Annotated in this window: 10 protein-coding genes; 8 read left to right on the forward strand and 2 right to left on the reverse strand. The window is 49.0% G+C overall.

Translation table 11 applies throughout. The features are described 5' to 3' along the window. Positions 1–228 precede the first annotated feature (228 nt). The 3 genes from RSX24_RS07665 to RSX24_RS07675 all read left to right on the forward strand — a co-directional run bounded on the left by RSX24_RS07665 (position 229) and on the right by RSX24_RS07675 (position 5,623). Entirely contained in the window at positions 229–1,761 is a 1,533-nt protein-coding gene (locus tag RSX24_RS07665; protein WP_343260170.1) for a glycoside hydrolase family 43 protein, read from the forward strand. A 29-nt stretch (positions 1,762–1,790) separates the two neighbouring features. Continuing rightward, positions 1,791–3,071: an SGNH/GDSL hydrolase family protein gene (locus tag RSX24_RS07670; RefSeq protein WP_343260171.1), complete on the forward strand. Its 1,281-nt coding sequence runs from the start codon at positions 1,791–1,793 to the stop codon at positions 3,069–3,071. A gap of 506 nt (positions 3,072–3,577) precedes the next feature. Then, entirely contained in the window at positions 3,578–5,623 is a 2,046-nt protein-coding gene (locus RSX24_RS07675; RefSeq protein WP_343260172.1) for a serine hydrolase domain-containing protein, read from the forward strand. Positions 5,624–5,747: 124 nt separating this feature from the next. Here RSX24_RS07675 and RSX24_RS07680 read toward each other — a convergent pair whose 3' ends face one another. Then, positions 5,748–8,777: a hybrid sensor histidine kinase/response regulator gene (locus RSX24_RS07680; RefSeq protein ID WP_343260173.1), complete on the reverse strand. Its 3,030-nt coding sequence runs from the start codon at positions 8,775–8,777 to the stop codon at positions 5,748–5,750. 529 nt (positions 8,778–9,306) lie between these two features. Here RSX24_RS07680 and RSX24_RS07685 point away from each other — a divergent pair. After that, positions 9,307–9,447 (forward strand): YjcZ family sporulation protein, encoded by a 141-nt coding sequence (locus RSX24_RS07685; protein WP_236412306.1) that lies wholly within the window; start codon positions 9,307–9,309, stop codon positions 9,445–9,447. A gap of 354 nt (positions 9,448–9,801) precedes the next feature. After that, positions 9,802–10,218 (forward strand): DUF421 domain-containing protein, encoded by a 417-nt coding sequence (locus RSX24_RS07690; RefSeq protein WP_343260174.1) that lies wholly within the window; start codon positions 9,802–9,804, stop codon positions 10,216–10,218. A gap of 53 nt (positions 10,219–10,271) precedes the next feature. On the opposite strand, the gene RSX24_RS07695 is transcribed toward RSX24_RS07690, so the two are convergent. Beyond that, the gene (locus RSX24_RS07695; RefSeq protein WP_343260175.1) at positions 10,272–11,339 is read right to left on the reverse strand and encodes a LacI family DNA-binding transcriptional regulator; all 1,068 of its coding nucleotides are present in this window, start codon (positions 11,337–11,339) and stop codon (positions 10,272–10,274) included. Positions 11,340–11,801: 462 nt separating this feature from the next. On the opposite strand from RSX24_RS07695, the gene RSX24_RS07700 reads away from it, so the two are divergent. Genes RSX24_RS07700 through RSX24_RS07710 form a run of 3 tightly spaced genes read left to right on the forward strand, consistent with a single transcriptional unit; the run spans position 11,802 to position 15,301 of the window. After that, entirely contained in the window at positions 11,802–12,737 is a 936-nt protein-coding gene (locus RSX24_RS07700; RefSeq protein ID WP_236412926.1) for an ABC transporter permease, read from the forward strand. Between the two features lie 15 nt (positions 12,738–12,752). Then, positions 12,753–13,634 (forward strand): carbohydrate ABC transporter permease, encoded by an 882-nt coding sequence (locus tag RSX24_RS07705; RefSeq protein WP_236412317.1) that lies wholly within the window; start codon positions 12,753–12,755, stop codon positions 13,632–13,634. A gap of 56 nt (positions 13,635–13,690) precedes the next feature. Next, complete coding sequence (locus RSX24_RS07710; RefSeq protein WP_343260176.1) at positions 13,691–15,301, forward strand: ABC transporter substrate-binding protein; 1,611 nt, start codon at positions 13,691–13,693, stop codon at positions 15,299–15,301. Positions 15,302–15,364 lie beyond the last annotated feature (63 nt).

A 15,364-nucleotide genomic window follows, 5' to 3' on the forward strand; every position in this document is an offset into this window, starting at 1 on the left:
GGAAGCGCATTCTGCTCTATACTATTTAATGGATATGCTTGGATTAAAGCAAGTGAGACAAAGGAGTCCTAAATTCGTTATTCATCCCGATCCTTGATTCGGTATGTGAATTGATCAATAAACTGGACATGCATCCATCATAACAGAAAACAATGCCGGAAGTGAAAGCGCCGTCATCTTTCGGCTGAAATCACATTGAAGCATCGAAGGAAGGGAGCAAAGTGTAATATGCATGTAAATCCGATTCTATGGGCCGACTATCCGGACTTGGACGTGATCCGGGTGGAGGACACCTATTATATGGTCAGCACGACGATGCACATGATGCCGGGCTGCGTCATTCTTCGTTCGTACGACTTGATCAACTGGGAAGTGGCCACCCATGTGTACGACAGGCTAGACGATACGCCTGCCCAGCGGCTGGAGGACGGCAGGCACATTTACGGGAAAGGGATGTGGGCTGCCTCGCTCCGTTACCACAAAGGCACGTTTTACGTCGTTTTCGTGGCGAACGACACGGGCAAAACGTATTTATACACGGCGGCGTCGGTGACGGGACCCTGGAGCAAACGCCATATCGACGGTTTTTATCATGACTGTTCATTGTTCTTTGATGAAGACGACAAGGCTTATCTGGTGTACGGCAATGCCAAGATCCGCCTGACTGAGCTGAACGCGGATTTGTCCGGACCGAAGCCCGGCGGATTGGACCGCATCATCGTCGAAGAGCGTCAGCCCTATCATTTGGGCTATGAAGGAGCGCATTTTTACAAAATCGGCGGCCGTTATTACGTGTTTCTCATTCATTTGACCAAGGCGGCAGGACGCAGGACGCAGGCGTGTTACATGGCCGACAACCTGAACGGGGAGTTTGTCGGCGGGGACGTATTCAACGACGACATGGGGTATTTCAATTCGGGCATCGCGCAGGGAGGCATCGTGGATACCCCGGATGGCGATTGGTATGCGATGTTATTTCAGGACCATGGCGCGGTCGGCCGCATTCCCGTTCTGGTGCCGCTGCATTTTGAAGAAGGCACCCCGGTCTTTGCCCCGAAAGCGCCGAAGGAAATCGACATACCGAGCACCCGCCCGGGTTATGTGTACAAACCATTGGTGGATAGCGATGATTTTCGCTACGATAAACAGGACGATGGCCGGGTGCGGCTGAAGGACGTGTGGCAATGGAACCATACTCCCGACGATGCACTCTGGTCGGTAACCGAGAAACCCGGCGCGTACCGGATTCGGACCGGAGAAACTCGCCCCAATCTGACATTCGCGGTGAATACGCTGACGCAGCGTGCAATGGGGCCTGCCTGCGAAGCAACGGTTACGCTGGACGGAAGCGGCCTGAGCGACGGGGATTATGCGGGGTTATGCTTTCTGATCGGCACTTACGGATTCATCGGGCTCACGAAAGAGCAAGGCCGGTTTTATTTGGTCATGGCGGCACGGGAGGCGGAGGATGCCTCGATTTTCGGCAACCTGATCGACGCTCAGCCGGCCGCGGAGCATGCGAGAGTTCCTGTGGCGAGCCCCCGGGTTACGCTCAGGGCCTATGGCCAGTTTGCGAACAATCAGGACGAATGCGCCTTCTACTACGAAGACGAAAACGAATGGGTGCAGCTGGGCACGCCACACAAGATGATCTATAAGCTCGACCATTTCATGGGCTGCCGGATCGGCTTGTTCATGTTCTCGACCAAGGCGGCCGGAGGCTGGGCCGATTTCTCGAATTTCGAATACAAAGTGAAATGACCCCGTGACGAGGAAAGGAAGGATGAGCCATGTTTGACCCCCCATCAGGATCGGCACAACCATCGGAAGGTCCCAAGGCGCCGCGAGATCCGATCGGTATTCCGGATGCGACAGACCATGCGGCATTGAACCGCGATTCCCTCGCCTACCGGGAAATGATCGCTTCCTCGCTGCTGAACAAGGGCAACAATGCCCGATTAAAACGGGCCATCGACAACGCTCGAGACGGCAAACCCGTAACGATCGCTTATATCGGCGGGTCCATTACGCACGGGGCGGGGGCGGTGCCCCTGCACCTGAACTGTTACGCATATCGGTCTTTCGACCTTTTCCGAAGCATGTTCGCACCTGCGGACGAAGGCAAGGTCCGCCTGATCAAGGCAGGCGTCGGCGGTACTCCGTCCGAGCTGGGCATCGTCCGCTACGAGCGGGACGTGCTCCGGGAAGGCGCGGTCCAGCCGGATATCGTCGTCGTGGAGTTTGCGGTCAACGATGCCGACGACGAGACCGGGGGCGTATGTTACGAGAGCCTGGTGCTGCAGGCTTTGCAGGCGGACAACAAACCGGCGGTCATCCTGCTGTTCAGCGTGTTCGAGAATGACTGGAATCTTCAGGACCGCCTCGCCCCCTTAGGATGGCATTATGATCTGCCGATGGTGAGCATTAAAGATGCCGTCGTGGAGCAGTTCGGACGGAGCGAGGAGGAAGGCCGGGTCATCGGCAAAGCGCAGTTTTTCCATGATATCTATCATCCGACCAATGCCGGGCACCAAATCATGGCCGACTGTCTGGGCTGGCTGTTCGAGACGACGCATCATTCCTTCCTTGATGCAGAGAACGATCTGCAAGCCCTACCGCCGCTCATCGGCAACCGGTTCGTCGGCATGAAGCTGATCGACCGAAAACATGCCGGCACAGTCGCCCGGGTCGATGCGGGTGGTTTCTGTGAGACGGATAAGGACCTGCAGCGGACCGAATTGGACGATCATTCGCACGGCACGCCACTGTTTCCCGATAACTGGATGCATACGGCTTCCGCAGGCAAAGCGCCGTTTCGAATGACTTTGCGAGCCAAACGGCTTATCATGGTTTTCAAAGATTCCGGAAGCGACGAGTTTGGAACGGCCAACGTTCGGGTGAACGGCGCATTCGTGAGGACCGCTGATCCTCATCAGGTTCATTGGACGCGCTGCCACGCGATGTTGATCTGCGATGAAGAGGAAACGGAGGAACGCATCGTGGAAATTTCCATGGCGGATCACCATGCGGATCGGTCGTTTACGATACTGGGTTTCGGGTACGTGCCGTAAATCGGCGAAACAAAATGAGAGAAACACTTCACAAACCTTCGGGGTACATGCCCGGAGGTTTTTTGGCGATGTACGGAAGGGGCAACCGAGAAAATCTCTCGTGAGGGCGCTTCCGAACGGCTAGGACGAATGCAGCATGAATAGAGCGGGGCGCAGCCGCGAGAAACGGCTCCATCTTTAATCGTAGGTATAATCCTTCTCGAGACGGATGGAAAATAAAGGTTTAATAAATAAAATATTTATATAAACCGCAAAAAAACAAACACACGTTAACGGAGAGGCAGAACCGATCTGGAGAAGCGAAGCGTTCTAAAAAGCTTTCTGAAAGAAAGCTGTATCGGAAGCATAGGCTTAACACCGGATTTTCCCCTTAGAAAAGGGGAACCAAAAAATCTGGGGATAACCGCGATCGGAAGATGATGCTGCATTCGCAGTGCCCTAGTGTGATTGATTAGTGCGGTTTATATAAGTGAAAATAACAATTCCTTTAGAAACGAGGTTATCCGATGGAAAAGAGAAGAGGCCTACGGGCTTCAAAGAAACTTAATCTGATTACGGTAAGCTTATTGATGGCTGCACTAATATCAGGTCAGACGGCATTTGGGTACTCCGTCGCCGGGAGCGAAAACAGGTCCGGATTAGAACAAAACCTCCATGATCAAGGGCCGTCGACTGCGGCCGAAGTGGAGCAATTTGCGGATGAATTTTTTAACCGGCCTGATATCCAAAAAAAACTTGTCGGTGCAGCTTTTGTAGTTGTTGCAGATAACAAGGTGTTGTTAAACAAAGGGTACGGTTTTTCCGACTTGGAAACGAAATCTTTGGTCGATCCTGATCAGACGATTTTTCGAATGGCCTCCATCTCGAAAGTAATGACTGCGACTGCGGTAATGCAGCTCGTTGAGCAAGGGAAGATCGATCTCGACGAAAATATAGAACAATATCTTGAAGGAATCCCCATCAAGAACCAGACTGGAAGCCCCCTGACCATGAGACATTTAATGACGCATACCACTGGCTTCGATTATACGGATTACATTTCATCGAATAACGAAGAACAGTCTTTAGAACAATTTATTCAAGAAAACATGCCGACCGTTGTAAGAACACCAGGTGAGAGTTACCGGTATGATAACTTTGCTTTTAATCTCCAGGGATACATTCTTCAGCAAGTAGCAGGTGATCCTTTTGAGGAATATGTGCAGAAGCACGTTTTTGAACCTCTAGGAATGAATAACAGTGATTTCCGCATGACGGAACAAATCAAAAAAAATCTGGCTACAGGTTACGGAACCGATGGCCAACCCAAGGAGCAGTATCCGAACGTTCCTTTTATTGTCCCGGACGGAGGAATGTTTGGCACGAGCAGCGACATGGCTCGATTTATGTTGGCCCATTTGAATGGAGGCAGGCTCGGCAATGCCGAGATCCTCTCTACATCGACGACAGAGGAAATGCATCGTACGCAGGTGTCCATTCAAGAGCAGGTGCCCACGATGGCTTTAGGATTCGAAAAATTTTATCGCCACGCCTACAATGGCCAATTGGTTATTGGAAAAGGAGGGGATCTGCCCGGATATCATTCCTGGATGTGGTTAATGCCGGATCAAAAAGTGGGTGGTTTTGTCATTACGAACAGTGACGCGAGTCAAGACATAAGGGAAGAATTGTTCACTGCATTTATGGACCATTATTTCCCCCAAGAAAAGCAGGAAGAACAAGAGTGGCCGCTCGATGCCAATGAGCTGGATGCGTTTGTCGGAACATATCGCCATCTTCGGCAGCCTTTCCTGTTTTTTGATATCAAGAAACAAGCGGGAAAGCTTTCGATTTCCGGTCCGAATGGAACACATACGTTAAAACCCGTCGGGGATCTGTTATTCGTCGATGAAGAGGGCAATCAAGCTGCATTCAAGAAGGATGACGAGGGAGAAATCATCGATCTGGATTACATTGCACCCGACTCATGGTTTGCTAAAATCCCGGATCTTCCTAAATACGTTGACGTAGGTAATGACGCATACTCGGAGGCTATATATACCTCTGCCAAACTGTTCATGCAAGACGACAACGAAAAGCAAGACTCCCGTTTCTTTCCGGAAGAGGCTGTTACGAGAGGTGAATTTGCATACCAATTGTTGAAGTTTGCCAATGTAAAACCTTCTGAAAAGCCGCCATTTTTTAAAGATATCGAAGGACACAAATACGGAGCTTCGATTCAGAAACTCGCAGAAATCGGAGTATTGACAGGCACTTCCGATGAAATGTTCCATCCGGATCGTATCATTACCCGTCAAGAAGCGGCTACGATTCTCTGGAGGCTTTCTTCAAGCTTTAACATGCCCAAGGTTTCGGCGAAGATCGCCGATCATCCTGCTCCCTGGGCTGAAGAAGCCGTCAAATTTGTGGTGGGAGCGGGGATCTATGGTCCTGATGTAACCACTAGCAATACGGGGGTCGTAAACTACCGGTCGCAAGATTCACTGCTGCGCAAGGAAGCTGCCGTCATTTGGGATCGCTTTATTAAAGTCCTGATATCCGGATTACAATAAACACATCCGCTACGGAGCAAGTAACAATAAAGCAGCGCTTTCCGCTCAATGGAAATCCGCTGCTTTACTTGTAAATAAGTCATCCAGGTCGTTTCTTTCTATTCATTCACAGACTGCATCAATGTCAATTTGAATTTCTGTTTATGTCATAAACGTTTAATGGGTTGAAAGAATCCTTAATCACCTGCGAATCGGCCGGGATTTTAAAAGAAACGGCGGTACCTTGATGTTTAACGCTTTGGATGACCAACCCGCTGCCAAAGGTTTGCATCAGTCGACGGTTCGTGTTGTAAATTCCGATCCCTCTGTCCCCCGGATGAGGAGCATTCAGCAATTGGGCGACTGTATCAGGTTCCATACCAGGCCCGTCATCTTTCAATTCAATCGATATCGAGTCTGCATCCCGAGCAATTCGAATCCATATTGTGCCTCCGTTGACTTTTGCCATCATACCATGCCGAACGGCATTCTCCACGATCGGCTGAATGGCCAGCGGCGGGATGAGGGCGTTCACTTCCGAGTCAACCTCCCATACGACGTTAAGACGATCTCCATGCCTCTCTTTTTCTACGTATAAGTAAGCTTGCACAAGCTCCAGCTCCTGCTGCAGCGGTACCAGCCGATCCCGATTTCCGTAACTGAAACTGATTTGCAAGTAGGAACTGAATGACTGCACCAGGTTCTGCATGCGTTTAATATCGATGTCGCTAAGCGCCACGATCGTATTTAACGTGTTGAACAAAAAGTGAGGGTGGATCTGAGCTTGCATATAAGCAGCTTCCATTTGCATGCGGTCGTCGACCGTATGCTTCAATGTGATCAAGGAATGGATTCGGTATCTTAATTCCACCGGATCAACCGGCTTCGTTACATAATCGTTAGCACCGGACTGGAAACCGGCATACACATCGGCCGGTTCGCTTCGCGCCGTTAACAGCAGCACAGGAAGTTCTGAAGCATTATAACGGGTTCTTACAGCGCGAGTAAGGTCATAGCCTGACATTTCCGGCATCATGACGTCCGTAATAAGCAGATCCCAGGATTGCGAACCGAGAAGCTCGAGCGCTTCGGCAACCGAAACTGTACATCTCAAATGGTACGGTTCTACAGAGAGCAAGCCGGCCAAAATTCTCAAGTTTACAGGGTCGTCATCCACAGCCAAGATCTGAACGGGATGTTTATTCGACAGAAAGGCTGGCGGCATTCCCATCGAATCATCATTTTTATTGAATTCTTGGCTAGCTGTTAGCTCGTAGTAAGCATCTTCCCCGACTACCGGCAACACTGTTTGCGATACAAAGCGATCTGCAGCAGTATCCGCCAGCGGCAGGGTAAAGGAAAACGTCGTTCCTTTTCCCGGTTCGGATGAAACGGTAAGTTCGCCGCCGTGCAGCTCTACGAGCTCCCTGCTGATGTTCAGGCCAAGCCCGATTCCCTGCGCCTCGTTTAACCCCTGATCGCCTTGTTCATATCGAAGAAATACCCGCTGCATCGTTTCTTGGTCCATCCCGACTCCTGTATCGGATACCATGACGGTCATTGTACTGCCGTTTGCAACGGCTGATACGGTGATGGAGCCCTTCTCCGTGTACTTTATCGCATTGTGCACCAAATTAATGAAAACTTGACTCAACCGTTTCTCATCTGCCTGAACGACGGGGAGCGAATCCGGAATATCCATGATCAGCCGGACAGGTTTGCCTTCGGTCATATATTTTAATAAACCGAACACCCCCTTGACGACGGAAACGAGGGAAACGCTGCTGGTCTGCAGCTGGATTCGTTTCTCCTGAAGAAGGATGGCATCCAGTAAGTCATTGATCAAATACGACATCCGGCGGCTGATCGTAATCAAAAGGTTCAGGTCTTCGTTGCTCTGCTTGCTAAGCTTTTCTTTCTCGCGTTCTGCCAGACCGATGGAAATATTCAATATTCCGTGCAGCGGTGTCCGTAATTCATGAGACGTATTGGCTAGAAAACGATCCTTCATTTGGTCCGCCATCTTCAGCTTGCCGTTCAATTTGCTGATTTGGCGGACATTACGAAAATACTGCTTGAACCAGTAGGCGGAAAAACCGATAATGGCTGCAAGTACATCGACCGGATAATACACAGCAGGCAGCTCAAATTTTCTCCCTATAGAACCCCCCCAGAGTGAACTTGCTAATACGCCGCTGGCCGAAAGAAGCAAAAATATGGAGCCTTCCTTGCGTTTTATGACCATCTTGGCGAATAACAGAAGCGAGTGCAGTATGGGGAGTAGGTAAAATACGCTAAACACCCGGTACTTTGAGAGAAAATGAACCCAAGGCACGGGGGCGATGAAGATCACAGCCGTGTACAGGACAAAAAACGAACTGAATATCGTAAACCATATTCTAGGCTTCGATGAGGTAATGCTACGGCTCAGTTTCCAGATAAAATAGGACAGCAAGGAGTACGAAAGCATGGCTAATTTGACTTCCCATTCATAGTTGATCGGAAACCATCTAACCAATAGGGTGTCGTTGGATAGTACAACGGTTAAAGCGGCTGCGATCAGCAGCAAGAAGAAATCAAGAATGGACCGCTGCTTCGGATTGAATGTGTACAAGATGAAAGCATATACGCCGTGGAGCATCAAGACAACAAACATGACAAGCTGAAGGTCCACGGAGGTTCCGTTTTCCTTCTGGATCGCGATGTGTGTTCCGAACTTGATCGGTTTTACTATACCTCCCAAAAATGGATGTTCATTGTTCGCGACACGGATGATGATATCCAGCTCACGAGCATCAGGGTCAGGCATGTAATCGACGATGAAAGAGCTGCGGTTCGGGAGGTAGGAGGCTTGACCGTCTTCCCCCGTCATTCCCATTCTGGCTACGGTTTCACCGTTGATGTCCACCGTAGCGGCAGATTGGATGGCCTGTACCCATAATGATATGGGAACCGAAATCGGGCGATCCAGCAATATACGGAGCCGATATGTACCGTTACCTAATGAAGATGTGGCTCCATTGGCGCTTTTCCAGTCCCCGGGTACTTCTACATAGGTCTGCTTCGCTAGCTCTTTCCATTCTGTTTCATTGATTAGCGCATTCGAATAAAAGGCCCAGTCCCCATTTAAGTTGATAGGCTTTGAATTTATTAGATCCCAGCCTCTTAGATCCAAAACTCCGCCGGCGGCTTTCGGTTGATCTGAAGGAGGAGCATATGTATCGAGCCAAAGCCAGCGGATTCCCAAGAGGATGCTTAGGAAAATAACAAATACAACAATGTGCAAGAATAATTTGGCAACTTTAACACGATGATGTTTTTTGGTGGGCATTATGTTTAACATTCCTTTTAACAACGTATTGTCTGAATTCTCCCACTTCGATAGTGGCGGGTGCCAAAGTAGTTACATTTCTCACATTCAAATATAAATGTAACGATTTCAAACGTAAAGCTGTTTTCGGCAGTTATGGTGATTTTTGATCTTTATAAAGATTTTAACATATGAAGTGACTCCCGAGGATTTGCCGCAGGATATTGCCGTAAAAAGGTGGTTCTAACCCGTAGTGGTGAAAGGGTACAAGACGGAGTGACATATCGAGTTATATAGGCGCTGCAGGTTCTTTAAAGCCCTTTTTCCAAGTAGCCTTGTCAATTCGGATGTACATGAATAATCTATTCTATACCACAAAAGAGGAGGAAGAAGAATGAGTGATGTTGGGTACGGCAATGGAGTAGGAAGTGGAAATGTAGGAGGAGCAGGTGCATACGGTGGCTTTACCTCCATCGGCGCAATTCTTGTGCTCTTTATTCTGTTGGTTATTATCTCCAAGGCCTTCTTGGTCTAATAAAATGAGATTTCGTTTCTCGCTATGGTTGCGAGGCTAGAACATTATTCTACTGAAAGTCGCTAATTTAGCGGCTTTCTTTATGTTTTTTGAAAGAACGATCAAACTAGCCTACATAGCGTCTGGAGCTTTTCTCATGATTTCCTTTATTTTGGGGAACGCTTGTAGAACAGTGAAACATCGGGAGGAATGCAAATGTGGATGATATTCTGGAGCACGATTTTTTTAGCTTGCATCGGCACGCTCTTTTTAAGGATTGCGGGGCGGAAATCCATCTCACAAATGACGATTCCTCAAATCATCATTTTATTGAGCATTGGCACGGTGCTTGGCACTCAAGTAAGCGGGAAGGGGATGAAGGAAACGATTCTGGCACTTGCCGTTTTTATCGGTTTCCTCATCCTTGTTGAATGGATTACTTTACGCTCAAACGTTATGGAATCGATCTTAAAGGGAAAAAGCGTGTCGGTGATCCGCGAAGGTAAGCTTGACACGAACAATTTGCGCAAGCTGCGAATTTCTGTTGACGATCTGGAAAAGCGCCTGCGCATGGCAGGCATTTCTCGAGTTGAAGATGTAAAGTCGGGTACCATTGAAAATAACGGAGAGCTTGGCTATGAGCTGTACCCCGAAGCCGCGCCGGTAACGAGAAAGGACCTGCAGCGAATGTTCGAGGCCTATTTTCCTCACCCTGAAACGGAACCCTTATCCGGAGAGAGCGGCCTTCAAGCAAAACTTCATGTTGAGGAGAAACCCCGCCAATTTCAATAATGCTCTGAATCATAAACCGACTCGCTGAGAGTCGGTTTTTCTTTTAGATCGGATTAACCCGTTACAAGAGTAGAATTGACCGGCATAATTGCGGGCGTCGACTCCCGTATAATCGGTTTGGTCGCAATATGCGAGACCTGATAAGGTTGTTCCGGGTTATCAATCCGGGATAACAGCATCTCGGCCGCTTTGATCCCCATCTCATTGCTGTAAATGTGCACCGTCGTTAACGGAGGTTCAATAATTCTTGATTCGGGTGCGTTATCGAACCCGCATACCACAATATTCTGCGGAACCGTCACCTCTCTTGCTTTCAAAGCCTTGATCAGTTCGACCGCGATGAAGTCATTCGCGCATACATAAGCGGAAGGCAAAGACTCCAGCGCGGCTACGCGCTCGTTCATCCAACCTGGCTTCGAGAAGAACAGCCGATCATTATCCGTAATGCAGTGGGATGGATCGACCTGAAGCCCCGATTCGAGCATCGCGCGATGATAGCCGACCCATCGTTCATTGAAGCTTTTGCAGTGATTATAGTCTCCGGCGAACCCGATGCTTTTGTAGCCGCTATCAATTAATTTTTTGGTTAACTGATAGGTGCTATGTTCATTCTCCATCAGCAGCAGGTCGGCATGAAAATCCGGATAACAGATGTCGGAAGCACAATCGATAAAGATCGTGGGGATGCCGAGCTCCGTGATGAGACGGGTATATTCCAAGTTGAACAATTCGATGCAAATAATGCCGTCCACCTTTGAAATATCAAAGTTGTTCGGAAGCGTCAGCGCGTCTTGGTCGACTTCACGCACGATATGGATCGAGAGATTATACCCCTCGGCACTGATCCTTTTTTCCAGACCGCTGATTAACAACGATCCAAAATGAGACGTATTGGGCAGGTTTTCGGTTAACAGGGCGATATTGCCCGGCGTTTTGCCCAGGACATGCTCGCTTTCCATATAAGCGAAGTGTTTATATTTTAACTCAATGGCTTTTTTAACGACCCGGTTCCGCGTCTCTTCCGGAATGTTTCCGCTGTCATTCAGCGCTTTGGAAGCCGTATTTCTGGAGATGCCCAGAGCATCCGCAATGTCCTGTATTGTGACTTTCTCTTTTGCCATGTCGTGCTTCACCTCTAATGATCAATTAGTCATCCCCAATGATTATCTAAGTCAAATGTATAATATATCGGAGCAAATAGCAATCTCGACTTTACATATGAACAATTAAATTTACATTTTGAATATTGACGGTTCCATTTTTTGTGGTTTTGTAGTTAGGGGTTATACGATATAAAACAGGTTGGTCCTCGTTAAGACGAGAAGAAACAGGTTTGGAAAGACGATTTCAGGGCTGTGAGTTCACAATCCCATCTAATTATGAGCGTAAAAACGCAAAAGAAATTAGCAAATGCACAATTATTTTTTTACATTATGTATTGACTAAACGAGAGGTTTCCTGATAAATTGTAAAATATCAAATGAGCAATTGTAAATATTGAAAGCCCTTTCTATGAGCAATTGTCAACTTCATCAATGAACGGAGGTAGCGTGGTGGATAACACAGTGGACACCAAAAAGGGGATGGAAAGGGGCCTGAGGGAAAGGCCGTCCATCGGTCATGCATGGCAGCGGCTCAAAAAGAACTATTTTTTGTATGCATTGCTTGCACCAGCCCTGATCCTGACGTTGGTTTTCAAATACATTCCGATGTATGGAGCCATTATCGCATTCAAAGATTTTAGTCCGATCAAAGGGATTATGGGCAGCGATTGGGTGGGATTGAAGCATTTCGAGAAGTTTCTGGCATCGCCCAATTTTGACGTCATTTTTATGAATACGCTTAAGCTCAGCTTTTTGGGATTGATATTCAGTTTTCCGGTGCCCATTCTGCTGGCGCTCATGCTGAATCAAGTGCGCAAAGCCGGAGTGAAGAAGAACATCCAATTGTTTCTGTATGCGCCCAATTTCATTTCGGTCGTGGTCGTTGTGGGCATGCTGTTCATCTTTTTATCACCGACCGGGCCAGTGAACCAATTCGCCATATGGATTACCGGTCAGCCCATCATGTTTATGTCCGAACCCGAATATTTCCGCTGGATATACATTTTGTCCGATATCTGGACCGGAGCGGGCTGGTCTTCGATCATTTATGTGGCGGCTTTGGCCAACGTCGATCCGGAGCTTCATAATGCAGCCAATCTGGATGGAGCCAATCTCCTTCAGCGTATCCGCCATATCGATCTTCCGACCATTCGTCCGATTATGGCCATCGTGTTTATTCTTGCTGCCGGCGGGATCATGTCCATCGGGTTCGAGAAGGCGTATCTGATGCAGACATCCATGAACCTGCCATCCTCCGAAATTATTGCAACGTATGTTTACAAGGTCGGATTGCAGTCCGGGGATTACGCCTATTCTGCGGCCGTAGGATTGTTTAACTCCGTCATTAATGTGATATTGCTCGTTACCGTAAATCTGATCGTGAAAAAATTGAACGAAGGCGAAGGCCTTTACTAGAAAGGAGTGTTACCTATGGCAATCAAACCTACGGGACTGGACCGTCTGATTCTTGCGTTAAACGCCATCTTTCTCACCTGCGCCGTACTGGTTGTGGTCGTTCCTCTGATTTACATCGTCATCGCTTCATTTATGGACCCGACCGTGCTTCTTAACCGCGGATTGTCCTTCAATGTATCCGACTGGAGTCTGGACGGATACCAGATGATTCTGTCCAATCCGGCCATGATTCGAGGTTTCGCGAATGCGGTGCTGTACTCCGTTTCGTTTGCCTTCGTGACCGTCACGGTCTCGATCTTTGCAGGTTATGCATTATCCGAGGAAAGGCTGGCCGGACGGGGATTCTTCATGGTTCTGTTTATCATTACGATGTTCTTTGGCGGCGGCTTGATTCCCACCTATCTGCTCGTGCGCAACCTCGGCATGCTGGATACCGTCTGGGCGATCATCATCCCGGGAGCGGTTAACGTCTGGAACATCATTCTCTCCAGAACTTTTTTCAAAGGGGTACCCAGGGAACTCAAAGAAGCCGCGAACGTAGACGGCGCGTCCGACATGAAAATTTTCTTTCAGATTGTCATTCCGTTGTCCAAACCGATCATTTTTGTCCTCGCTTTGTACGCGTTCGTAGGGCAGTGGAATTCTTATTTTGATGCGATGATTTACCTGGATAATCCCAACCTTCACCCGCTGCAGCTCGTCCTGCGCTCCATTCTGATTCAGAACCAGGCTGCACCGGGCATGATCAGTGATCAGCTTGCGATGGCGGAGCTCAAACGGCTCTCCGAGATGATCAAATATTCGGCCATTGTCATTTCAAGTCTGCCGCTGATCATCATGTATCCGTTTTTCCAGAAATATTTCGAGAAAGGTGTCATGGTCGGTTCACTGAAATAGTGAACTGCCTGAGATACAGCAAGTTGGGTCCAACAATATACCATGGAGGTCACATCATGAAAAAAGTGAAAACATCCAAAAAAGCCATTACAGCGGCATCCCTTTCCATGTTGTCCGCCGTCTTTCTGCTCTCGGCCTGCGGCGGCGGGGACGGAGGAGGAGCAGCGAGCAAAGCCCAATCCCCCGACGGAAAAGTGACATTGAATTTCATCACGCAGAGCTCTCCGCTGGCTCCGGCCGATCCGAACGAGAAGCTGATTAACAAAAGACTTGAGGAAAAGACCAACGTGCATATCAACTGGAAGAACTATACGAGCGACGTGTTTGCGGAAAAAAGAAATTTGGCGGTCGCCAGCGGAGATTTGCCGGATGCCATTTTTGACGCAGGTTACGGAGACTATGACCTACTGAAGCTGGCCAAGGACGGAGCGATCATTCCGCTCGAAGACTTGATCGAACAATACATGCCTAATCTGCAAAAGGTGCTGGCAGAGGCTCCCGAGTACAAGAGCATGATCACGGCTCCGGACGGGCATATTTATTCGTTCCCTTGGATCGAGGAGCTCGGAAGCGGCAAACATCGGATACAGGCTGTGGATAACTTGCCTTGGATCAATGTCGAATGGTTGAATAATCTGGGGCTGAAGATGCCGACGACCACCGAAGAATTGAAAGACGTGTTAATTGCGTTCAAAACGCAGGACCCGAACGGCAATGGGAAGGCCGACGAGATTCCGTTGTCTTTCATTAACAAGCCGGGCGGAGAAGATCTGACATTCCTCTTTGCCGCATTCGGACTCGGGGAGAACTGGGACCACACCTTGGTGACCAACGATGGAAAGGTGGTCTTTACGGCAGCCGATGAGGGATACAAGGAAGCGGTGAAATATATCCATGAACTGGTCAAGGAAGGTCTCGTGGACGTGGAAGCCTATCAGCAGGATTGGAACACATACCTGGCCAAGGGGAAAGACCACAGGTACGGCGTGTATTTCACTTGGGATAAGGCCAACATTACGGGCATGAACGATACCTATGACGTTTTGCCTCCGCTTGCCGGCCCTGATGGAGAGATCAATGTCACAAGAACGAACGGCATCGGGCTCGACCGGGGACGGATGGTCATCACGAGCAGCAATCAAAATCTGGAAGCGACGGCGAAGTGGGTGGACCAATTGTACGATCCGCTCCAATCCGTGCAAAACAACTGGGGAACGTATGGTGATGAGACGCAGCAAAATATTTTTGAATTCGATGAAGCCAAGGGCATGCTGAAGCATCTGCCGCTGGAAGGGGCTGCACCCGTCGAGCTTCGGCAAAAAACGAGCATTGCCGGACCGCTGGCGATTCTCGACAGTTATTACGGCAAATACACGACCAAACCGGAAGATGCCGCCTGGCGCATGGAACTTCTGGATCGGGTGATGGTTCCGCATATGAAAGCGGATAACGTATATCCAAGCGTATTTTTCTCGATCGATGAGCTCGACCGCCTGTCCACCATCGAGACCGATCTGTTTGCTTATGTGCTGCGCATGCGCACGGAGTGGTACCAAAACGGAAAAATCGAGCAGGAGTGGGATGCTTATTTGAAGGAACTCGATCGTCTCGGGCTGCAGGAATGGCTGCAAATCAAACAAGCGGGATATGACCGCAATACCCAATAGAACAAACTGGACGCGGAGGCTTTGCCATACATGGCTCTTGGGTGAGTCAAGGTATCGGAGCCT

It is taken from the genome of Paenibacillus hubeiensis, assembly GCF_032334105.1.
Taxonomy (GTDB): Bacteria; Bacillota; Bacilli; order Paenibacillales; family Paenibacillaceae; genus Paenibacillus; species Paenibacillus hubeiensis.